Below are 21,192 nucleotides of genomic sequence, written 5' to 3'. Positions count from 1 at the left end.
CTTAGGATGTCAGAGAAGCCACAAGCGAGTATAGAGCCACAGCCCATGCGCTTGGGCTTTTCAGCAATTGAAGCGTTGATTTGCCCTGAAAATCGATGTCCTTCACTTTCCGGAGTTCCTCATTCAATTTGAATTGTTGGCACAAGTTGACTATTGCATCGAGTTTCTTGTCGGAGAGGCGGTTCAGCATCAGTCTCATTTGACGCATGGCCATCATGTCGAAACCGATTGCCCGCTGGCATCTTATCTGGTAACGTGACAAGAAGTCCTCTGACGAATTGTTGTTCTGTACCGCCTCTGACGCTGTCTCTCCGGCGATCTTAGCACATGTCAAGCCCATTACAACACCACCGCCTGTTGTAGGCTTCACGTGTGAAGCTGCGTCGCCGACGACGAGGAATCCATTGTGATATGTTCTGGGTATTGGTCCGCCCAGAGGGATTAGGTGAAATGACAGATTCTTAACATCGCTAAATCTGATTTTCTTGCGGGCAACAGGGTGTGTACTCAGGAAATGGTTAAGATGCTCTTTTGGGTTTCCGTGTTTCGTAGCTAGTCCGACTTTCGCTGAGCCGTCCTGTTTGGGTATTATCCAAGCGTAAAGGCCTGGAGCATACTTCTGCCCTAGGAAGACTTCAACTGTGTCGTGTTCTAAGCCGTTGATGCTGTCGACTTCGCCGTTGACCGCGTTAACAACCATTGATTTGTCAAAGGTTTGCAGACCGACTTGCTTCAAAAGTGTGGAGGCACAACCCTCAGCATTGATCACGATTTTTGATTTCAAGCGCTTTGCGTTCTTGAGTGAGATTCCTTGAACCGAGCCTTGATCCATCAAGAGTTCTTCCGCTTTTGTTCCAAGCAAGAGCTTGGCGCCTGCTTGTTCTGCGAGTTGTGCCAAGTGCTTATCAAACATGGATCTATTGATCACGTAGGTTACAGGCGAAGGAAGTCTTACTCTGAACTCGTTGCCTGAGGGCGAGTAAAAGATTGCGCTGGCAATTTTGTTTTCCATGGCCTTCTCTGGCATTCGGAGTCCCACTTGGTTTAGCCCTTTGATGCTAATGTGTCCGGCGCAGTGGCTGGGCAAGCCTACGCCGCTATGTTCCTCGCAGATAACGACGTCATTGCCGAGTTTGGCAGCTGTCAAAGCGGCGAAAGAGCCTGCTGGTCCAGCGCCTACCACCACAACGTCAGCTTGTGTCTGCACTTTGCTTCTGTCCAATGGGCGATTCTGGCATAGATTAGGCTGAGTGCACGCTTAAAAGTGCACGCCAATATCATGAGTAGAAGAGGAATAGCTTCGTTGGTTGATTGGCTCACCGTACTCAAAGCATGCGCTAAGAGCATGAAACGACAAGTGCGGCCTTTGTTTGGCTCAGCGCAAGCCAAGCAGGGATATGGAATAGGCGCAGGCGGCGACGTGAAGAAGCAGATTGACTTGGCGGCTGAAAACGCGCTAGTCCAGACCCTGCAGAAGCACAACGTCTCCTGTACCCTGATCAGCGAAGAGTCCGGAGTCATGCGGATCGGTGAGTCTCCTTCTGAGTTTTTTGTAGTTGCTGATCCAGTTGATGGAACCGCTAATGCTATTCGAGGCCTGCCCTTTGTGAATATCTCTCTAGCAGTTTCGAGAAAGCCGATGTTGAGCGATGTGAATGTTGCCTTGGTTGCTGATGTACTCAGAGACGTAACCTACGTTGCTGAGAAAGGTAAAGGCGCCTACAAGGGCAGGAAAAGAATCAAGCCTTCGGACACACAAAGGCTCGAAGAAGCCATGGTGGGCGTGGATTTCAGCACTTTCAAGACGCCGCAGCTAGTCAACCGGCTGGTGAGAATCTTGGAGAGGACACGACATTTACGCCATCTGGGAGCCAACGCTCTAGAAATCTGTTACGTCGCCGATGGAACAAGCGATGCTTTCATTGACATTCGCGGTAAGCTAAGAATAACCGATATAGCCGCGGCATACTTGATCCTGCTCGAGGCTGGTGGAATCATAACCACAGCCGAAGGGGGCAGACTTGACGCTCCGCTGGATCCTAAACAGCGCGTGTCGTTCATTGCAGCGGCAAACAGGCAAATGCACGATGTAATCACGAATTGGTTAAGACCAAGCAGGTAAAGGTCTTAGGAGCGTCCAACGCATCTTGTTGTCGCCACTTTTTCCATATCCTGCGTTGCTGGTGAGGAAGGGCGAAGAACGAGTTCTCGCTGTGGCTGATCTTCACATAGGCTGGGAAGTGGCTCTAGCTGAGCAGGGCATTCACGTTCCTTCGCAAACGCCAAAGATGAAGAATAGATTGCTCAAACTCGTAGACTTGTACAAGCCTACAAGCCTGCTATTTCTAGGCGATGTTAAGCACACAATCGCACGCGTGGAACTTGAAGAGTGGCGCGACATACCTGACCTGTTCGAAGCTCTGACGCAGAAAGTGCCCGACATCAAAGTTGTTTTGGGAAATCATGACGGGAACTTGGAGCCGCTTCTACCTTCAGCGGTGCAGATCATTCCGTCAACGGGCATCGCTTTGTTTGATGTCGGTTTCTCTCACGGCAACGCGTGGCCTGCGGCTGAATTGCTTCAATATCGCAACTTGGTTATTGGGCATGTGCACCCAACTGTGGCTTTTCGTGACCAGCTGGGATTCCGAATCACAACGCAGGTCTGGTTTAAGGCAGGCGTAAACCAGGATCAGCTTGCTCGGTCTTTTTTGAAGGGTGCGGGCTTCAGAGTGAAAGCTGGCGAGGATCCTTCCAAGCTTTTGTTCGAGAAATTCAGTGTGCGGCTTAAAGTGTCCGAGTTCTACATTATGCCCTATTTCAACGAGTTTCTTGGCGGCAGGCCGATAAACAGGAAGAGCGGAGGCAGGTATGAGAGAGGAGGCAGTCAATCAATTGAGTATCTTGGACCACTTCTGCGGTCAGGCGCCATAGACGTTGAAAACGCTGAGATCAATATGCTCGATGGCACTTTTCTCGGTGCAGTCAATCAACTGAGAAGCTTAAGCTAACGCTCTCACTGTTCGCGGTGCTTCGGCTCATGAACCATGAACAGTGTGATGAGAAATTGCGGGATAAGGAAGATCAGCATCAGGAAGAATGGGAATTGATGGCTGACGCTAGTATACAGCATGCCTCCTAACAGGACTCCCAAAGCCATGACAATGTAACTGAAAAACTGTGAAAAACCGGTCACTTTTCCTCTCTGCTCCTTCGGCACCAAATCCGCCATGAGAGCTGAATACGAGGAAAACATCATCAACTGGGTCAAACCCAACAAGATCAACGATAAGAACAGTCTGTAAAGATCACCATAGATGAAGAGCAACAGCGCAGGAGCAGCAAATGCATAAGAGAGCAACAACGGGATTTTTCTCCCAACTTTGTCAACAAGTTTGCCGACTGGAATGGCCAAGCCGATCATTGCAGCAAACAAAACCATGAGGACAAGCGACCACTCTGGCCTAGACAATCCCAGATCCTCAACAGCGTAGACCACAGTGAAAGTCTGTATCATAGCAAACGAAAATCCACCAACCAGAAAAGCCAAGAACAGATGAAACGTTGACCTAGGCACAACCTTCCAAACCCTGAAACTCTCCTTAAGTGAAGCGGGATAAGCCCTTAATATCTCCATGGCGCTGATCTTGTGCGGATCAGAAATGGTTTCTTTAAGATTTGATCGCAAGGCGGCTGCTACCAGAAACAAAACGATGACCACGCCGTAGCCTATTCTCATGCCCATTATAGATCCATAAATAGTGTACAAGAAAGCAGCTATGGCAGGTCCAGGCGTCGTGGCCACCGATGCTATAAGTTGAGTTATGGAGGTTCCCATACCGCGTTTTTCAGGTGGCAGTGAATCTGAAATCATGGCGAACAGTGCTGGTTGATATATCAAACACAGGTTTTGCACCACTACTCCTAAGAGAATGATCTCCCAGCTTGGAGCCAGAGCAAAAAATATGTAGGACAGCGCGACGCCGAAGGTCATGGTGAATATCAGCCATCTTCTTCCGTATTTGTCGGCTAGGTAGCCTCCTGGAAACTGCACTGAAGCCAAACAGATGAGGGCTACGAAGCCTATTAAGCCGAGGATTGGCTCGTTGCCCCCTAGGTCTTTGACGTATAAGGGGTAGTATGCGCCTGGTATTTCATTTCCGAAGTCAATGAAAACCCAGCTTATTACGAGGACGAGGTAGTTGCCTCGGACGAACGAAAATTCTTCTCTGAGTTTGTCGAAGAACGACAACTTCGATAACAGTCCTCGGTTAAACGTTGGGTCGTGGGCTGTCTAGTACCGGAGTGAGATATTTAACCATTTCAAATAAGGCGCTAGGTTTTATCAGATGCGACATCTATAATCCACTTGACGCAATTGGTGGAAACACATATGAGTTCTGAGATCGCACTCGCTCAAGACTATGTCGAATCACTGAAGCAAAAGTATCCGAGCTTGGACTTTCCAGAGTACAAACTGCGACAATGGTATTCTAAAGCTCATCAAGTGTTCTTCGACTGCAAAGAATCCGATAAACAGGGGTGTCTTCAATCAGCTCTTAGGAAAACAGATTATGCGGCTTTCGCGATTTTCTTCGTTGCCAAAGATCAGAGCGGCGCGTACCGGCTAACTGATGCCAGCTTCAGAAATTTGGGCACCGAAACTTTGGAGCATTTCATGCAGCGGTTCCATTCGCAACTGGAATCCATGACAAAGTTGGGCATTCAGGCAACGGGAATGGAATACATCGAATGCGTGGGACACAGCTACGTTGAAGCTTGAAAGACGTGAAGCCAAATCGGTAGAAGAAGGCACTAAGCGAGATCCGTCTTCTTCTTCCACGCACTCGAAGAGCGAATATTCACATCTCTAATCTGCGGTTGACGGCTTGGCGTCAGGTTTGAACAAGCGTTTCTCATAAGCTGACCTTGGCTGAATTTTCCCTCGTTGTTGCTCGGTCATCATTCTTCGGCGCTCAATGTTTCTAGCTCTAGCTTGAGCCTTGGCAATCTTTGTCTTTGATGGCTGCGCTGCTCGCCTTGGCTTGGGAAATCCCAGCGGACGTTTGAAAAACTCTGTCTTCTTGTTTTCCTTCTTTCTGGGTCTAACCGCTGGCTTGGCAACTCTAATGAATGTAACTGTGTGATTGTCCAAATCAACCCTTTCGACGTGCCATCCAACAGCTACCCAAGGTCGACTTCGAGTATTGTTCCACCACTCAGCTTCGCGAGAAGCATTAATCGGCAAGTTGTCTCCTATTATTCCCTCAATATCGCCTATTGGAACCACAACTCTGCCAGTGAACATGCCTCTGCGCAAGAGATAGCGACTCAACGAGCTGTACTTTGTTCCCAAATGGCGAGGCGTAACTTCTCTTCGAGCACAATTCAAGCAGATAACATAACCATCCTTAGTGAACATGGTACAGTCGAAACAGTAGAGCTTGCTGCAACGTGTGCAACGTCTCAAATAAGAACTTGAAACAACACGCTTGCAAAGCGCACACTCATCTTTCAAGAGCAGCATGGCACAATGCTCAAAGTTATTGAAAACCTAGGGCGCGGCATTAACTTTACGTATTAACCCTTCAAAAAAAGGCCAAAAATGACAAGGTTGCGGCTACCGCACTTGAAACAGGCTGAAAGCAGCTGTGATTTTGCCCAAACTAGGGTGGACTAGTGCCGACTTTCTTTCCTTCCGCAACCATCATGGTCACGGTTGAGCGGACGCCGTTGAGCTTACGAATTTCATAGGATACAGCGTTCTTCAACTCATCAATCTTCTCTGCTTCCACATAGGCCACAGCGTCGTAGACTCCGTAGACAGTGTAAGCTTCTTTCACACTTTTCATGTTCTTGAGTTGGTTGACCACGTCTTGCTCCATTCCAGCCTCAGTGTTTATCAACACGAACGCTTTCGCCATGACATTTTCCCCTCAAATGTGCTATATGCAAATGACTCCATTAATAAAAGATTCGCAAAGCAAGCCACAGGGCATAGCCACCACTAATCGGGAACTACACAAAATCATGAACGGCGAAAAAACCCACCAAAAAAGCGATCACGCGCGTCTATGAAACGAACCCGATAAGGCGGATCTTGGCTCCACACTTGTTGCATTGAATTGTTAGTTCTTCCAAGGACCCGCCGTCCATCCGCGTGTCAGCAATGGTGTAAACGGTCTCACTCGTGTCTTCAGGTGATATCATCACGCTGCAGTTGGGGCATGGAAAATCGCCGTTTCCATCAATCCTAGACAGATCGATTGTTAGTACCTGCGGGTTTGTTTGTTTCAACGTGTTCAACGTCCCTTTGTTGTTCGACGTTTTTGGTTGTGTGGTGTCGAATTTATATAGCGTTTATGAAACACAAGTACACATTCATAAGACGCATCATTCAAATACCATAACGCAACATAACGCTCGGATTTTTCCTTTTCCAACAATCATTCAACATTATCTTGCTTAAAGAAGAGCCTGATCAAACATCTGAGCCAAGTTAAGCGAATCGAAACTGAAGAATCAAAAAATAAGCTAGGTTTCCAACAGCTCATCGGAAACTGCGGAAACGAGTCTGTCAGCCAGGTTACGGTTCAGTTATCTTTATGGCCTGTGTTGGACACTGCACTTCGCAAGCTCGACAGTATATGCATTGAGGTTCGCTGACGGGATCAGATTTCTTCTCAGACGTTGGATGTCCTGGTGAGTCAACCCAATCGAAGACGCTGACCGGACAGACAGATATGCAGATGCCATCTCCGTTGCAGCAGTCCTGATCAACCGCAACCAGTGTTCCATGGACGCCAAGTTTCTCCGGCGCTTTCACTTCGCCTCTAACCTTGTGTCCAGCATGCTCTCCAGACTCGGCTTTGTTCTTCATGAAATCAGGATCAATTGGCAAATCGAATTTTCACCTTCCTTTTGGCAAAATACACGTTAAGCTGAATATTTATGCTTTGCTTAACCATCTTAAACCTGCAAAAATCCTTAAATGCACTGCCCACTACTGCTCTCGCCATGGATTTCCTACCTCTGCTAGCATCATTCAGTCTTGTCATGATAGCAGAGCTAGGAGACAAAACCCAGCTTGCAGTTATCAGCCTAAGCTCAAAACGTAAATCCATAAACGTGTTCATAGGCGCCCTGTTGGCTTTTGCCCTCGTCGATGGAATAAGCGCTCTTGCAGGCGGAGCTATTGCAGCACTAATCCCGGCATTTTGGGTAGGCATAGGCGCCGGCATTGCTTTCATGGCGTTCGCTGCTTACACATTGTTTTTTGAGAAATCTAAGAAACCCCAGATCGAAGAGAAATCCCTAGCTATGGCTTCTTCCTTTTCTCTCATAGCTCTAATGGAGCTAGGCGACAAAACACAGTTAGCAGTCGTTTCGTTGGCTGCTGAATACGATGCGCCGTTGTTGGTGTTTGTTGGAGTGATGCTGGCATTTGCCGCATTAACTGCGTTAGGCGTGTTGCTCGGCACAACCATATCCAGATGGGTTCCTTTGAAATACGTTAGAATAGGCTCAGGCTTACTCTTCATCGTGTTCGGCCTCCTATTCATCTGGAGCTCACTGACTGGAAACAAAGTGTTTTAGGCTAGCAACTCGTTTTCGAGTGGCTTAAATACACAGTCCTCACTTCCTCACCTACAGGCGAAGTCAAGAATGAAGCCGCCGACCCTCAGCGCACAATCTTGGAAATATCTGTACGCGTTGTATAAACTTGCTGAGTTGGGCGCCTCACGCCGCACCGTCAAAGTCTCAACCGAATACTTCGCCGACAAGATGGGTCTCTCCCAGCAAACCGCGTCGCGTTACCTGATTCAACTCGAAAAGAAAGGTTGGCTGAAAAGAAACATAACACCTGATGGATGCTTGGTCAAAGTCACAGACACTGGCCAACAGGAACTGAAGCAGTTGTACTCCAATCTCGGCCTTGTCTTCGAAGCCGCCTATCCACCGTCAGTCACTTTGGAAGGCGTGTTATTCACAGGGCTGGGCGAGGGCGCATACTACGTGTCGAAAGAGGGTTACCGCAAACAGTTCCTCGAAAAACTAGGCTTTGACCCTTATCCGGGAACTTTGAACCTCAAACTCACCACCGACTATGACATCAAGACCAGAGGCGAGCTGGAATCATATCCTGCCATTGAGTTGCATGGCTTCCAAAATGAGTCAAGATCGTTTGGCGGCGTCAGATGCTATCCTGCAATAATCAACAACAAGGTTAAAGGCGCCATCTTAACTGCCATGCGAACCCATTACGACTCATCCGTAATCGAGATAGTTTCGCCAGTCTATCTTCGATCTCACCTTAAACTCAAGGATGGACAGAAGATTAAGGTTGAAGTTCTCACCTTGCCCTAAACTATCTCCTGCAAATCTGGCTGATTCTCTTCTTGATTTTCAACGAGCTGTTCAACTCGTCTTTGCCAAATTTCTCAATTCTCACAACCTCAACTGGGTATTTTTTCTCAGCTACAACCTTGCGAACTTGCTTTTCAATGCCTTCTTGATCGTAACCTACTGCAATAACGTTGGGCCTTAACTCCGTGATCACCGAGCCAATGTCAAAGTCCTCATAGCCCAAGATAGCTTCATCAACAACCTTCAAAGACTCAACCAACGCCCGCCGATGTTCCTCGGGCATGACCGGTTTGTCCCCCTTCCTCTTCTCAACTGTTTTGTCTCTTGCAATTATGACCATCAGTCTAGCGTTTTTGCCGCCTGCTTTTTTGGCTTCTTCAAGATACTTCACGTGACCCAAATGGAGCAGGTCGAACGTGCCTGACGCTAGCACGATCTTGCCTTTTTTCTTCAAGTTTTTTCCTTCGTTTCGGACCATCTGAACTCCACCAAGCCTAAGAGGCGCAACGCGTCAAGCATGCCTTCACAATAGGCGACCGATACCAGTCCAGTTTCATACTGCTGTTTTTCTCCATAATACTTTGCATCGCTTAGATATCGCTTCGCGTCCTCAACCACTTCGATAACTTGGTCAAGGCTTAAGGTCTTAGCGTTCTGCTTGACTCTGATTTCACCCAAGACCTTCTCTGAGTTCCCAATGTACTTTGCTAGCAAAGCGTGTGCGCTCATTTTGCCATCTCCCTAATCTTTTCAGGCGCCTTTGCCAGTGTGACAAGCGCCTCTACCTCCATGAAGTGCAGTTTGCCCGGAAAAACTAGGGAGTGGGGCGGTTTTCCAAAATCAAACCCCTGAAGTTTTCGGACAAAATCTGCTTTTATCGTGGGATTTTCTGAGCCGGCTCGTGCGATGCCGACTGCCAATGCGTCAGGCGTTATCACGCGGTGGTGCTTCCGCTTCTCCAGGCCAAAGAGCACTTCCAAGGCGTCTCTTATAGTCATGTATCGTTTTTCGTCTACTCGGAGGTCAAGAAAACAGAGCGTGTGGAGACCGGTTTTCCGGTTCTGGGCGATAACGTTGTACGGGGTCTCATCAACAGAGCCCGTATCGGTGAAAGGTATGGTGACGCTTCTGCCAAACTTGTAGTTCTGCAAGCCCGACAAGCCGGTCACTGCTGAAACAATTGATGCCGCATGGACAATGCTGGTCCTAATGCCTTTCTTTTGGGCTCGAATACGCAAATCAACATGTGTTGTAGCAATCAGAGGGTCGCCGGGCACCAACAAGACTGCCCCGCCCTTCTCCGCCGCCGTCAAAATCATCATTCCGCAGTCTTCTTCGAGGTCGTGTCTAGAAACCAGTTGGACCCGCTTTCCAACGAGTTTCTCAAGTTTTGAAAGATCAAGTTCTGGCAAGAGGCTCGTGTACAACTCTGCAAACAGGACCTCAGCCGTCTTAGCTTTTTCCAAGCCTAGAAGCGATATGCTTTTCTCGCTGCCTAAGCCCAAGCCAACAAACACCAATTCACCCAAGTGATCCATTCCTTCCACTTGTCAACAAAGGACTACCGCCGAAGCTATTTAAAGCGTTTAAACCTCATCTAGAATCATGAAAATCGTTTTCATCCAAACCGGAGGAACAATCGACAAGGACTATCCAAGAACGCAGAAGGGGTACGCTTTTGAGATAGGGAAGCCAGCTGTCGAAAGAATATTGCAGAGAGTTCATCCAAACTTCGACTTTCAGATAGTTTCGCTTTTGAGGAAAGACAGTCTAGACATCACGAAACAAGACCGAGAGAAGATACTTGAAGCCTGCAGGAAAGCTGACGCTGACAAAATAGTAGTTACACACGGAACTGATACGATGATAGAAACCGCCAAGAGACTAAGCGACATTAAAGACAAGGTTATGATCTTGACAGGAGCTCTGAGGCCGGAGAGGTTCTCTGATTCAGACGCCTTGTTTAACGTTGGAACCGCTATTGGCGCCATAAACGTTCTGACTAACGGAGTCTACATTGCGATGAGCGGCAGGATCTATCCTTGGAATGAGGTCAGGAGGGACAGAAAAACAGGGCGATTTGTTGAGAGTTGAGCCGCTCGGTCTAAGTAAGCTTAATAAACTCATGTAAAATGTGCAATATGGCAATCGCGCAGAGGGCCCGTAGCTCAGCAAGGTTAGAGCGGCGGACTCTTAAATGTCCGTAATAGAGATATCCGTAGGTCAGGGGTTCAATTCCCCTCGGGCCCGCCATCTGAAGTCGTTTTCAGCTGTTTCTTTTTCAGGTGTCTCAAGATGGGTTTTCCCTCAGTAGCTCAACAATCAAAGGCTTCTCTTCTCGCAGGCACAATAGGATTTTATATGTACTTCATCCATTATTCTATTCCAAAAACAATGATTCAAAGGGAAAGTTCACTATATGTCGAGGGGCACATTGATTGCAACTGCTATCATATCTCTGGTCGCCATTGCCTTAGCAGGCATTTTCCTAGCTCCTTACTTGACGCCCGCAGCTCCCTCAACCACCATTAGAGTCGGATACCTAACAGCCGACCTTCACCACATCGCATATTTCGTGGCCAAGAACAAGACTGTAGGCGGCGGTCAATCGTTTTTTGAAAAGTACAGCGTCAACGTGACAGACGCTGTTTCGGGTGGATATGCTTCTGGCGGCGTGGAGATGGATGCGTTTGCGGGAGGTAAAGTTGACATCGGCTTCTTAGGTGCGCCCCCAGCTATAATCAAGCACCTGAACTTGGGCGTGAACACCACGGTTATAGCGCAGGTCAATGACATCGGCTCAGCCATCGTGGTGAAACCTGAAGTCAACAACATTTCAGAGTTGAGGGGCAAGACCATCGGTGTGCCAAGCCGAAGTTCAATTCAATACTTTCTTCTGCTAAACTACGCTGAGAAGCAGAACATGAGCATAACCGACTTCTTAATAGACGAGCCACTTTCTGGAGCCAACATGGAGCTGAAACTGCAGTCGGGTGCCATTGACGCTTTTGTGGCGTGGGAACCGTTTCCCTCAGACGCTGTTAACAAAGGATTTGGAAAGCTCTTGGCAACATCAAGCGACATCTGGCCTCACCACCTAGACTGCGTAATAGTAGCCGACAAAGCTTTCGCGGCAAACCATCCTTCCACAGTCGTTAACTTTCTCAAGGCGCACATTGAAGCAACCGAATGGATAAACGAAGCCAAATCTGATCCAAGTTCGTCTCAGTATCAACTGCTTGTAGACATCGGAGTTGGATTCACGGCGCGCGAGGCATCGGTTGTGAAGGAGGCGTTGAGTCGCATAGACTACAAATATGCCGTTAACCTCACGTTCCTCAGCACTTTCATCGAGTTCACCGGCAAACTCATCGACTTCAACATGGTGCCCTCAACCAAACTTGCTGAAAGAGGCTACGAAGACAAGTACGATTTCACTGAGAAATACGTCGACGAATCCTATTTGACTGCGGCTCGAAGTGATTAAATGAAGGAGAAGCAGCGCACACTCCTCATCAAACTCTTATTGGGCATTGTTGCGCTGGCAGTTTTCTTCTTTATATGGGATCTTGTGGCTGCACGAGATCCGAGAGGGCTGCTGCCTCGTCCAGTCAGCATCTTCTCAACTCTGATACGTGTGGTGATCACAAATGAAAGGGACCCAACAGGTCATGTTTTCAGTGAGCATGTGGTGGCGAGCCTTTTCAGAGTGTCTTATGGCTTTTTTCTCGCTGCCGTTGTTGCGATTCCTGTAGGTTTGCTGTGGGGGTATTCGCTTTATGCTGAGGGCATTAGCAGGCCTTTGGTGGAGCTTTTCCGTCCTATTCCGCCCTTTGCTTGGATTCCCTTTGCCATAATTTTCTTCAGAGACCCGTTTGACGCCGTGTTCATTGTCTACTTGGCCTCGTTTTTTCCAATCGTCTTGAGCACGGTTGCAGGTGTCAAGGCTGTGGACTCCGTCTTAATCGATGCTGCGCGGACTCTTGGCGCCAACAAAAGGCAGCTTTTTGGCAAAGTTATTGTTCCTGCTTCGTTGCCGCACATTATGACTGGGCTGCGGATTGGCTTGGGCATAGGCTGGATGGCTATCGTAGCCGCTGAACTAGTTGGTGTTAGAGAAGGTGGTTTGGGCTTTTACATTCATGTTATGAGCGACGACTTTGGGCTTTACGAAAACGTGTTTGCAGGCATGTTTCTCGTTGGAATAATAGGTTTCCTCATGATAACTGCGATAAGCTATGTGGAAAGACGGTTGTCCAGATGGGCAGGAATACTCTGATCCAGATCCGCGGTTTGAGCAAAGTCTTCGAAAGCGACAAAGCCAGAGTTGAAGCTCTAACCGACCTTACCCTAGACGTGTACCAAGGCGAGCTTCTGTGCATAACCGGACCAACCGGATGCGGCAAGACTACACTCTTGCGAATACTAGCAGGGTTGGAATCACCGAATGCAGGCGAAGTTCTTCTGAATGGGCGCGCAGTGTCAAAACCCGGTGCAGATAGAGGCTTTGTATTCCAGGAATTCGCTCTTTTTCCGTGGAGATCCACGCGCAAGAACATTGAGTTCGGCTTAGAAATCAAGGGCACTGCGCCGGAGAAGCGCCAAGAAGTCGTCGATAGCTACTTGAAACTAGTGGGGTTGCAGGGCTTCGAAGACGCTGTGCCTCGTCAGCTTTCCAGCGGTATGAAGCAGCGAGTGGCTATTGCCCGAGCTTTAACCAATGATCCTGAAGTGTTGTTGATGGATGAGCCTTTTGGTTCTCTTGATGCGCAGACCCGGAATATTATGCAGAAGGAACTCTTGAGAATATGGGCGCAGACAAAGAAGACTGTGATGTTTGTCACTCATTCGGTTGACGAAGCGGTTTACTTGGCAGATCGAATTGTTATTTTGACAGCGCGACCGGGAACAGTTAAGAAAGTGATTGAGGTAAAGCTGCGGCGGCCTCGTGACCGCACAGGCGAAGAGTTCTATGCTGTGAGGCGTCCTATTCTTCAGGAGTTGGAAGCTGAAGTAGAGAAGACTATGAGCAGATGAGGAGAATAGCCGTCGAAAGCTGCTTTGGTGAACGCTCATTGCCTGACGCAGTTGGCCTAAAGGTTCCAAAGACTTCTGCCCAAGAAGCCATCATGCTAACCAGAGAATTGGCGCTCTTGAATCGTGAACTTAGGGTGCATCGGGACAACGATTCCATTCACATTCCATTGGTGCGCAAGCCACTTCCAATAGAACTTGAGAAACTGAAACGCGCCTTGCCTGAGTTGCAGATCGCGCAGCGGAAATTCGAGGAGAACCTAGGGAAACCAGTCACGCTTGTGGACATTCTAAGCGGCAAGTTGCCACCTCATGTGCTGGCCAGTCTGCCGCATTCAATTGATTTTGTGGGTGACATAGCTGTTGTTGAAGTTCCACCCGAGCTTGAACAGTATAAGGGGATCATCGGCGACGCCATTTTGTCAGTTCATGAGAGGGTGAAGACTGTTCTCTCGAAGTGGAGTCCGGTGACCGGTGTTTATCGTCTTCGAACTTTTGAGGTCATTGGAGGAGAGGCGAAGACTCAAACAGTGCACAAAGAGCATGACTGCGTGTTTTCTGTGGATCTCGCGAAGGCTTACTTTACGCCGCGTCTGTCCTATGAGCATTCCCGCGTTGCGTCTTCGGTCAGGGAAGGCGAAATCGTGGTCGACATGTTTGCGGGCGTCGGACCTTTTTCCATCCATATCGCTAAAACGCATGGGAAAGTGCGTGTTTACGCCATAGATGTAAATCCCGGTGCTTACGAATTTCTGAAGAAAAACATAGTGGTCAACCGAGTTGTGGGCAAAGTTACGCCCGTTCTAGGCGACGCAAGACAGGTCATCAATGAAAGGCTGGTTGGAGTCGCCGACCGCGTGGTTATGAACTTGCCTGAAAAAGCCATAGGATACGTGGATGCGGCGTGTAGAGCGCTGAGATCAGACGGCGGCATCATACACTATTACCAGTTCAGCAACACACCTGAACCCACAGAGACTGCAAAGACTAGGTTCGCTGAGGCAGTTGAGCAGTCTAATCGGCGCTTGAGAAAAATATTGGGGACAAGAATTGTGCGTGGGATTGCGCCGTTCACGTATCAAGTGGTAATCGATGCAGAGGTCACGTAGCCTTATACACGGTTAGGGTGATCTTAATTTTTTGTTTTGGGTTCTGCATTTTTTCAATCAGTGTTCTCGGGAAGTCTTGGGCAGCTTTATCCGCTCGGATGGCGAGTGTTCGATCGCACACGTAGTCGCTTTTTCTGACAACAAGATCGGTTGGATGCGTGAAGGTTAGGTGAGGGCTTCCCCAAGCTTTGACAACTTCAACTTCCCCGTCTGCTTCGAAGTGGATTGCGATTTTGGCTTTCTCGTTTTGGGCAGCTTTCTTGAACTTTGAGTTCAGGTCTCTTGCTCCTTTGTTTGAGTCGATCGCGATTATGCAGTCGCCGCGTCTGGTTAGATGTGTTTCTTTGGTGATTTCAAGAGTTGTCCTGTTAGTGGATGTGACGTTTTGGTGTCCACGTGCATGGATGACTTCGGTTGCTTTCAAGCATACTCTCTCTTGTAAGACTGCACCTTTGGTTCTTATTCTAGGACTTCTATGGCGTCGACTTTTCCGTCGCCGTCCATGTCGAAACCTTGAATGACCGCGGCGAAGTCGTCTGCAGCGTTGAAGTTTTTGAGGGTTTCTTTCCAAAACTTGGTTAACGCCAATACGCAGGCTTTTGTGCCCACTGCCTTATTGCCCGCTGTGACTATGATTCGTTTGGTTCTATCCCATGGATTAGTTATTTTCGCTATTAAGCCGATGTTGTCGCTAGTATAAACCGCGCCGGTCCTTTGGGAGATGAGTCCGCCGAACAGGAATCCTTCTTCGGTTGATTTTACGCTGAAGCGTGTGGGTAGATGGTTGTTGACTTCTTGGGTGAGTAGGTTTGTGCCTGGTCCACCTACGAGGATGAGGTTGTTCTTTTCCTCTTTTTCGACTTTGACGTCTACGTCGAGTTTTATCACGAAGTCGTCGGGTAGCGTTACGTATCGTCCGAGGAACAGGCTTAGGTATGCGGCGTAGTGTCCATCTCTGGCTCGAGCCTTGAATGGTCCATGAGGATCTGGGCTGCCGACTATAATTTTGCCGTCGAACACGCCGTCTTTCAGGAACGGTGAGAAGAATTCTTTGAGTTTTTCATCCATTTCTGTGCTGTCTAAGGCTGCGATCTTGCGGTTTCCGAAAGGCAATTCGACGCCGAAGGCTGGAAACGTGACTCTGTAGAACCTAGCTATCGCACCTTTCTTCTCTTCTTCTTTGACGATTTCTATGATTCCTGCTTGGGCGAGTCTTCGTATGTGGTAATAGACCTTCTGCTCATGAACGCCAAGTTTTTTGGCGATTTGGATGGGGTACATTTCGTTTTCGGCTATGAGCCTGAGGATTTGCCAGCTTAGTCGGCTTTCAAGTGTTTTCAGCTGGTCCGGACGGTCGAATATGGCTATGTCTTTTGCCTCGAAACTGGGCGGTTCGCCGCTGAGCAAGAGTTTCTTTTTCATGGTTTGTATGGTAGCTGGATGATTCCCTTATAAACATTTTTTTAATGGTTTGGCAGGCTTTTTCTCGATAAAGTCTAATAAGAATACGGTTTCATAGTTTTTCGCGAGGGCTACTCTGTTGATAACCGCAGAGGAACTTCAAAAAAGAATAGACAAGTTTCCCAGAGTCAGACTTGTGCATCTGCCTACGCCACTGGAAAGGATGCCTCGACTAACTGCCTCATTGAATGGTCCACAGTTGTGGATAAAGAGAGAAGACTGCACTGGTCTTGCGTTTGGTGGTAACAAGGAAAGGAAGGCAGAATTTGCATTGGGAGATGCGTTGAGCAAGAAGGCTGACGTTGTGATCACAACTGGACCCACACAATCAAATCATGCGCGGGCTACAGCCGCAGCCGCGAGCAAACTGGGCGTGAAAGCGATTCTGGTTATCACTGGTGAAGAACCGGGCAGTTATGATGGAAACCTGCTTTTGAACCGTCTTCTCGGAGCTGAGATTCGACTGCTTGGAGGAAAGCCTTCGAAGTCGGATAGGGCGCGTTTTATGGAGGAGATAGCGGCTGATTTGAGGAAGATGGGTCATATCCCCTATGTGATACCTGCAGGTGCCTCCTACCCTCCTGGGGCGGCTGCATATGTCAACGCTATGCTCGAGTTACTGAGGCAGGCACGCGACTACGGCTTCAAGATTGATAATATTGTTCATGCTGCAGGCTCCGGTGGAACTCAGGCTGGGCTCGTCCTGGCTGATAAGGCTCTAGGATCAGAGGTCGCAATCTTGGGGATTTGTGCCGAGCCAGGAATCAAGAACAAGCTAATTGAGGAAACCGTTGGGATTGCGGTGAAAACTGCTTCGCTCTTAGATCTTAAAACAAATGTGATGTCGGATGATGTGGTTTTGAACGAGGACTATGTTGGTGAGGCTTGTGAAAAACCGACTTCGGAAGCTCTGAGGGCTATTAAGCTAGTCGCGCAGACTGAGGGAATACTGCTCGACCCGATTTACACTGGCAGAGCCATGGCTGGGCTCATCAATCTCATAAAGCAGGGTCATTACAAAAGGGACGACAATGTTGTTTTCTTGCACACAGGTGGAACGCCAGCGCTCTTTCCCTACAGAAAGGAGTTTGTTTGAGCCTTTTGACCGTGGTTCATGCTTGGATGAGTGATGAAGTGGACCCCTAAAGACTTTTTTTTAATGGAGGCGTCGTTGGGCGTCGCTCTAGTCCATGAGCCGTTTTAGAATTCGTTTTAGTAATATTGCTGATTTCTTAAGAATGCTTATAGACTGCTCTGCGTTGTATTCTACGAGCTTTAGATGAGCTAGAGACTAACTGAAACATTCGCTTTGTGTCAGATTTCTGGAGGCTGTTGTTGATGTGCGGAATATTCGGCAGCATAGTAAAGAATGGTGCGGCTGCACCTGTTATTCACGCGGGTTTGAAGCGGCTAGAGTATCGTGGCTATGATTCTGTGGGTCAAGTTACGGTTGAGGATGGCCGCTTGTTCATTAAGAAGGATGCGGGCAACATCGATGATGTTCACAAACTGTTGGATCTTGACGACATGCCTGGAAGAGTAGGCATAGGGCATACGCGTTGGGCTACCCATGGCGCGCCTTATCAAGTGAACGCTCACCCGCACACTGACTGCACGGATGAGATTGCGGTTGTGCACAATGGGATTATTGAGAATTTTGCTGATTTGAAGTTGGAGCTTGAGACTAAAGGGCATGTTTTCAAGTCTAAAACGGATACTGAAGTGGTTTCGCATTTGATTGAGGAAGCGATGAAAGGCGGTTTGTCGCTGGCTGAGGCTGTGCGTGACGCTGCGAATCGTTTGGATGGCTCTTACTCTATTGCTGTTGTGTCTGCTCGTGAACCGGACAAGATTGTTTGTGCTCGTAAGGAGAGTCCGCTGGTTGTGGGCATTAATGAAGGCGAGGTCTATTGTGCCTCAGATATTCCTGCGTTTTTGCCTTTGACCAAGAAGGCTTTGATTGTTGAGAATGGCGAGCTAGTGGTTTTGACTGCAAATCGTTACGAGATTCGTCGTTTAAGCGACTGGAGTGTTGTGCCTCGTCAGCCTGAGGTAGTCGACTGGGATCCTGAGATGGCTGAGAAGCAGGGTTATCCGCATTTCATGTTGAAGGAGATCTATGAGCAGCCGAACACCTTGCGAAATACGCTGAGGTTGCAGAACCAGTTTCTGGATTTGATGACCGAGTTTTTGGACAGGGCGGGCGAAGTGTTTCTGGTTGCATGTGGCACGAGTTATCACGCCTGCTTGGCTGCGTCGTACATGTTTAGTAAGCTGGCGTTTTTGGCTACTCATCCGATTATTGCGTCGGAGTTTGTGGAGCAGCATGGCAGAAGCGTGAACATTGACAGTACAATTCTGTTTGTTAGCCAAAGTGGCGAAACAGCGGATACCTTATCGGCTTTGGATCATGCACGCCTGAGAGCGGCAACTGTGCTGGGCTTGACTAATGTGATTGGTTCGACTTTGACGCGTGTGAGCCGGGTTTACGTGTGTCAACAAAGCGGACCTGAGATCGGTGTGGCTGCGACCAAGACATTTACGAGTCAGCTGAGCGTTTTGTCGCAGTTGGCGCTTAGGCTAGCGAAGAAGCGTGGCAAAGTTTCGCATGTGGAAATCGAATTCCTGGAGGATAAGTTGGAGCAGATTCCAGATATCGCTGACGAGATTTTGAGGACGCAAACTGAGAAAATAAAGGCTTTGGCAAAGAAGTACAGTCGGAGTCAATGTTTCTTCTATTTGGGCAGAGGCATTAGTTCAGCGACGGCTAATGAGGGCAGGCTGAAGTTAATGGAAATATCATACGTGCCTGCCATTGCCTATCCTGCTGGTGAATCTAAGCACGGTCCCATCAGCCTGATTGAGCCGGGGTTTCCGGTGGTGTTCATTTGTCCAAAGGATGATACGCACCGGGCTGTGGTGAGCAACATCATGGAGATGAAGGCACGAGGCGCTTCGATTATCGTGTTGTGTGAGGAAGGCGACGAAGAAATCAAGCGTTATGGAGACGATTTCATTGAGGTGCCTAAGGGCATTCCAGAGATTCTCTCGCCTATATTGTATGTGATTCCCATGCAATTGTTTGCGTACCATGTGGCTTTGGAAAAAGGCTTGAACCCAGACATGCCACGCAACCTAGCAAAATCAGTAACAGTGAAATAACTAGGTAGGCTCATGACGCTCTTCTCTGAACACGGCAAAGAATAGGCTGCAATTGGCTGGATGGAATTTCTATTCGAAGCTAGCTAGCGCTTCTTCTTATGTCTCACCAAACTTGGGTGGGCATGCCTTGAAGCATAGCGTGCACGTTTCTTGGCGTTCAATCTATTTCAACTCACAAAGATTGTTTGGGCAACCCAATCGGATAAGCGTATCTGCTGTAAGACTGCATCCTTTGTTTGAAACCCTAAAACTCTTTTATGCTAGATAGAAATTCTATCTTCTTTTTATCAGTGAGATATTATATGCCTCAAGGCAAGACCTGGGGTGTCGCCCGCTAGTGCGGGTAGTGCTCTGAGGAAAGGCAAGACATGAGAAAAAGGGAGGTTACCGCAATTGTATTACTCGCGAAGGATTTTATAAGGCTGGTCTGTATTACTTCTCGGACGTCCAGCAGAAGCGATGATGCAAAATATGTCTGAAAGGGTCATAGCCGTTACAAGAGTAAGAAGAAAAAAGCAAGATGGTTTTGGGTTTGAATTAGGTGAAAAATTTCTGCTTTGGACAAATAAGCGAATGATGGTTTTCGACCCGAAATTGCTCAAGTATGCAGGACTGGGTGCAATCACATGGCTTGCCATACCGTCAGTAATGCAAGCAACGAGAGACTTTGAAGACAAGCTAAGACGTCTGACCCCCGAGGAACTCGAAATTAACGCTATCGAGACCATAGAATATGAGAAAATACAAGACATATCCGTAGAAACGCGCCTCATGGCTCTACACATGAAAGTAAAAGTTGGCGAAATAGAAAGAGTTTTTGGCTTCATTGAGCCAAAGAAAAAGGAAATTTTAGAAGCAATTATCAAAAGAACAATGCCGCAGGCGCGCATTGCCACCGAGGAAGTGAAGCGACATTTGAGTGGTAAACCTGACTATTCCAAAACTCCCAAAACCTTCCTTAAAAAGTGTACTGAATGCGAGGAAGAAATTCCTATAGCGTCCGAAATATGTCCTCGCTGTGGACAAAAGCAAGGTCAAAAGAAGGGATAGACCAAACCTTTTCAAACATAGGCAACAAAAAAGATAGAATTTCTATACAACAAACAAAAATTGCTAAAGATGCGAGGCAGGACTGAAAAAGACTGAGGTTCTCTGATAAATGGTTTAGGACTGCCTTTTCCATAAAAATACTAACTTTTTCAGCGCGCGTGCATTTTGGGTGATTTCCATTTATTCTAAGATAATTGTTGGATGTTTTGTTTGTTGGTGCTGAATGGTTAGGCTCTCAGCCTATAACCATGGGTTTGATCAAGCTCGCAAAGTCTTAAGCTGCGATTGTTGATTATCATTGTCTTGTCAGGAACCTGCTAGCAACATGACAGTTAAGGCTGAGTGGGAGCAGCTAATCCGCAATCTCATAGCCGAAGGAATACTCAAAACATCTAACATCACACGAGCAATCCGCCTAGTCAGCCGCGAACCCTTCTTACCTGACCACATGAAACAAAGCTACGCCATAGACGCACCGTTGCCAATAGGCTGGGGTCAAACAGCCTCAGCGCCACACATGGTATCAATCATGAACGAAGCACTACAACTCGAAGCCGGAGACAAAGTACTTGAAGTAGGCGCAGGCAGCGGCTGGCACGCAGCCACAATAGCCGAAATCATCGCGCCAGCAGACCAGCCCAAAACCACATGGGGGCACGTGTACACAACAGAAATCATACGAGACCTAGCCGACTACGCCAGAACAAACATAGAAAAAGCCGGCTACACTGAACGCGTCACAATAATCCATCATGACGGCTCCCAAGGCTATCCACCTGAAGCGCCCTACGACCGCATCCTAGTCACCGCAGCCGCACCAGACATACCTACGCCTTTAACAGACCAACTCAAACCAGACGGCGGAATCTTACTCATACCTGTCGGCGGCACATACTATTATCAAACCTTGTACCGCATAACCAAAAAAGACGCACAGCTCACACGCGAAAACCTAGGCGGAGTAGCCTTCGTACCCTTAACCGGAAAATACGGACAACACACATAAACA

At 48.1% G+C, this 21,192-nt stretch carries 25 protein-coding genes and 1 tRNA gene; 15 read left to right on the top strand and 11 right to left on the bottom strand.

The window, feature by feature from the left end:
- Window position 1 precedes the first annotated feature (1 nt).
- On the bottom strand, window positions 2-1,222 hold the full coding sequence (locus VJ249_11550; protein ID HKZ95194.1) for an NAD(P)/FAD-dependent oxidoreductase: 1,221 nt from the start codon (window positions 1,220-1,222) through the stop codon (window positions 2-4).
- Window positions 1,223-1,279: 57 nt separating this feature from the next.
- Here VJ249_11550 and VJ249_11545 point away from each other — a divergent pair, with 57 nt between their 5' ends.
- Both VJ249_11545 and VJ249_11540 read left to right on the top strand, forming a co-directional pair.
- Complete coding sequence (locus tag VJ249_11545; protein HKZ95193.1) at window positions 1,280-2,122, top strand: inositol monophosphatase family protein; 843 nt, start codon at window positions 1,280-1,282, stop codon at window positions 2,120-2,122.
- A gap of 25 nt (window positions 2,123-2,147) precedes the next feature.
- Entirely contained in the window at window positions 2,148-3,011 is an 864-nt protein-coding gene (locus tag VJ249_11540) for a metallophosphoesterase (protein HKZ95192.1), read from the top strand.
- Window positions 3,012-3,016: 5 nt separating this feature from the next.
- On the opposite strand, the gene VJ249_11535 is transcribed toward VJ249_11540, so the two are convergent.
- Complete coding sequence (locus VJ249_11535; protein HKZ95191.1) at window positions 3,017-4,252, bottom strand: MFS transporter; 1,236 nt, start codon at window positions 4,250-4,252, stop codon at window positions 3,017-3,019.
- 141 nt (window positions 4,253-4,393) lie between these two features.
- Between VJ249_11535 and VJ249_11530 the strand changes: the two genes are divergently transcribed.
- Entirely contained in the window at window positions 4,394-4,783 is a 390-nt protein-coding gene (locus VJ249_11530; GenBank protein HKZ95190.1) for a hypothetical protein, read from the top strand.
- A gap of 87 nt (window positions 4,784-4,870) precedes the next feature.
- Here the strand turns inward: VJ249_11530 and VJ249_11525 are convergent, their stop codons facing one another.
- The 4 genes from VJ249_11525 to VJ249_11510 form a co-directional block, all read right to left on the bottom strand.
- The gene (locus VJ249_11525) at window positions 4,871-5,356 is read right to left on the bottom strand and encodes a hypothetical protein (protein HKZ95189.1); all 486 of its coding nucleotides are present in this window, start codon (window positions 5,354-5,356) and stop codon (window positions 4,871-4,873) included.
- 310 nt (window positions 5,357-5,666) lie between these two features.
- On the bottom strand, window positions 5,667-5,924 hold the full coding sequence (locus VJ249_11520; protein HKZ95188.1) for an Lrp/AsnC ligand binding domain-containing protein: 258 nt from the start codon (window positions 5,922-5,924) through the stop codon (window positions 5,667-5,669).
- A 148-nt stretch (window positions 5,925-6,072) separates the two neighbouring features.
- Window positions 6,073-6,297, bottom strand: a complete 225-nt coding sequence (locus VJ249_11515) for a hypothetical protein (GenBank protein ID HKZ95187.1) — start codon at window positions 6,295-6,297, stop codon at window positions 6,073-6,075.
- Window positions 6,298-6,586: 289 nt separating this feature from the next.
- Window positions 6,587-6,901: a ferredoxin family protein gene (locus VJ249_11510; protein ID HKZ95186.1), complete on the bottom strand. Its 315-nt coding sequence runs from the start codon at window positions 6,899-6,901 to the stop codon at window positions 6,587-6,589.
- Between the two features lie 50 nt (window positions 6,902-6,951).
- Here VJ249_11510 and VJ249_11505 point away from each other — a divergent pair, with 50 nt between their 5' ends.
- Together VJ249_11505 and VJ249_11500 are read left to right on the top strand one after the other, a co-directional pair.
- Window positions 6,952-7,596 (top strand): TMEM165/GDT1 family protein, encoded by a 645-nt coding sequence (locus VJ249_11505; protein HKZ95185.1) that lies wholly within the window; start codon window positions 6,952-6,954, stop codon window positions 7,594-7,596.
- 69 nt (window positions 7,597-7,665) lie between these two features.
- Complete coding sequence (locus VJ249_11500; protein ID HKZ95184.1) at window positions 7,666-8,367, top strand: DUF120 domain-containing protein; 702 nt, start codon at window positions 7,666-7,668, stop codon at window positions 8,365-8,367.
- Between the two features lies 1 nt (window position 8,368).
- Here VJ249_11500 and VJ249_11495 read toward each other — a convergent pair whose 3' ends face one another.
- From VJ249_11495 to dph5, 3 genes are read right to left on the bottom strand one after another with little or no spacing between them, the layout of a single operon-like run.
- On the bottom strand, window positions 8,369-8,845 hold the full coding sequence (locus tag VJ249_11495) for an adenylyltransferase/cytidyltransferase family protein (GenBank protein ID HKZ95183.1): 477 nt from the start codon (window positions 8,843-8,845) through the stop codon (window positions 8,369-8,371).
- A complete protein-coding gene (locus tag VJ249_11490; protein ID HKZ95182.1) occupies window positions 8,818-9,096 on the bottom strand; it encodes a DUF357 domain-containing protein in 279 nt (92 codons plus the stop codon). Before VJ249_11490 ends, VJ249_11495 begins: the two co-directional genes overlap by 28 nt.
- Window positions 9,093-9,896, bottom strand: coding sequence for a diphthine synthase (gene dph5 / locus VJ249_11485; protein ID HKZ95181.1), 804 nt, complete (start codon window positions 9,894-9,896; stop codon window positions 9,093-9,095). Before dph5 ends, VJ249_11490 begins: the two co-directional genes overlap by 4 nt.
- A gap of 76 nt (window positions 9,897-9,972) precedes the next feature.
- Here dph5 and VJ249_11480 point away from each other — a divergent pair, with 76 nt between their 5' ends.
- The 6 genes from VJ249_11480 to VJ249_11455 all read left to right on the top strand — a co-directional run bounded on the left by VJ249_11480 (window position 9,973) and on the right by VJ249_11455 (window position 14,510).
- Complete coding sequence (locus VJ249_11480; protein HKZ95180.1) at window positions 9,973-10,461, top strand: asparaginase domain-containing protein; 489 nt, start codon at window positions 9,973-9,975, stop codon at window positions 10,459-10,461.
- Between the two features lie 63 nt (window positions 10,462-10,524).
- A tRNA-Lys gene (locus VJ249_11475) sits at window positions 10,525-10,620 on the top strand.
- Between the two features lie 181 nt (window positions 10,621-10,801).
- Window positions 10,802-11,854, top strand: coding sequence for an ABC transporter substrate-binding protein (locus tag VJ249_11470; GenBank protein HKZ95179.1), 1,053 nt, complete (start codon window positions 10,802-10,804; stop codon window positions 11,852-11,854).
- Window positions 11,855-12,646 (top strand): ABC transporter permease, encoded by a 792-nt coding sequence (locus VJ249_11465; protein HKZ95178.1) that lies wholly within the window; start codon window positions 11,855-11,857, stop codon window positions 12,644-12,646.
- Window positions 12,628-13,404 (top strand): ABC transporter ATP-binding protein, encoded by a 777-nt coding sequence (locus VJ249_11460; protein HKZ95177.1) that lies wholly within the window; start codon window positions 12,628-12,630, stop codon window positions 13,402-13,404. The genes VJ249_11465 and VJ249_11460 overlap by 19 nt, the downstream gene beginning before the upstream one ends.
- A 38-nt stretch (window positions 13,405-13,442) precedes the next feature.
- A complete protein-coding gene (locus VJ249_11455) occupies window positions 13,443-14,510 on the top strand; it encodes a class I SAM-dependent methyltransferase family protein (GenBank protein ID HKZ95176.1) in 1,068 nt (355 codons plus the stop codon).
- Here VJ249_11455 and VJ249_11450 read toward each other — a convergent pair.
- Window positions 14,503-14,934 (bottom strand): DUF371 domain-containing protein, encoded by a 432-nt coding sequence (locus VJ249_11450; protein ID HKZ95175.1) that lies wholly within the window; start codon window positions 14,932-14,934, stop codon window positions 14,503-14,505. The genes VJ249_11455 and VJ249_11450 overlap by 8 nt on opposite strands.
- A 35-nt stretch (window positions 14,935-14,969) precedes the next feature.
- Complete coding sequence (locus VJ249_11445) at window positions 14,970-15,932, bottom strand: helix-turn-helix domain-containing protein (protein HKZ95174.1); 963 nt, start codon at window positions 15,930-15,932, stop codon at window positions 14,970-14,972.
- Between the two features lie 118 nt (window positions 15,933-16,050).
- Between VJ249_11445 and VJ249_11440 the strand changes: the two genes are divergently transcribed.
- The 4 genes from VJ249_11440 to VJ249_11425 all read left to right on the top strand — a co-directional run bounded on the left by VJ249_11440 (window position 16,051) and on the right by VJ249_11425 (window position 21,189).
- A complete protein-coding gene (locus tag VJ249_11440; protein HKZ95173.1) occupies window positions 16,051-17,067 on the top strand; it encodes a D-cysteine desulfhydrase family protein in 1,017 nt (338 codons plus the stop codon).
- A gap of 242 nt (window positions 17,068-17,309) precedes the next feature.
- Window positions 17,310-19,133 (top strand): glutamine--fructose-6-phosphate transaminase (isomerizing), encoded by a 1,824-nt coding sequence (glmS, locus tag VJ249_11435; protein HKZ95172.1) that lies wholly within the window; start codon window positions 17,310-17,312, stop codon window positions 19,131-19,133.
- A 471-nt stretch (window positions 19,134-19,604) separates the two neighbouring features.
- A complete protein-coding gene (locus VJ249_11430; protein HKZ95171.1) occupies window positions 19,605-20,183 on the top strand; it encodes a hypothetical protein in 579 nt (192 codons plus the stop codon).
- Between the two features lie 325 nt (window positions 20,184-20,508).
- Window positions 20,509-21,189, top strand: coding sequence for a protein-L-isoaspartate(D-aspartate) O-methyltransferase (locus VJ249_11425; protein ID HKZ95170.1), 681 nt, complete (start codon window positions 20,509-20,511; stop codon window positions 21,187-21,189).
- The last annotated feature ends 3 nt before the right edge of the window (window positions 21,190-21,192 follow it).

The organism is Candidatus Bathyarchaeia archaeon, assembly GCA_035283685.1.
Taxonomy (GTDB): Archaea; Thermoproteota; Bathyarchaeia; order Bathyarchaeales; family Bathyarchaeaceae; genus DATETJ01.
The sequence above is the reverse complement of the archived record's forward strand: the minus strand, read 5'-3'. Positions and strand labels throughout refer to the sequence as shown.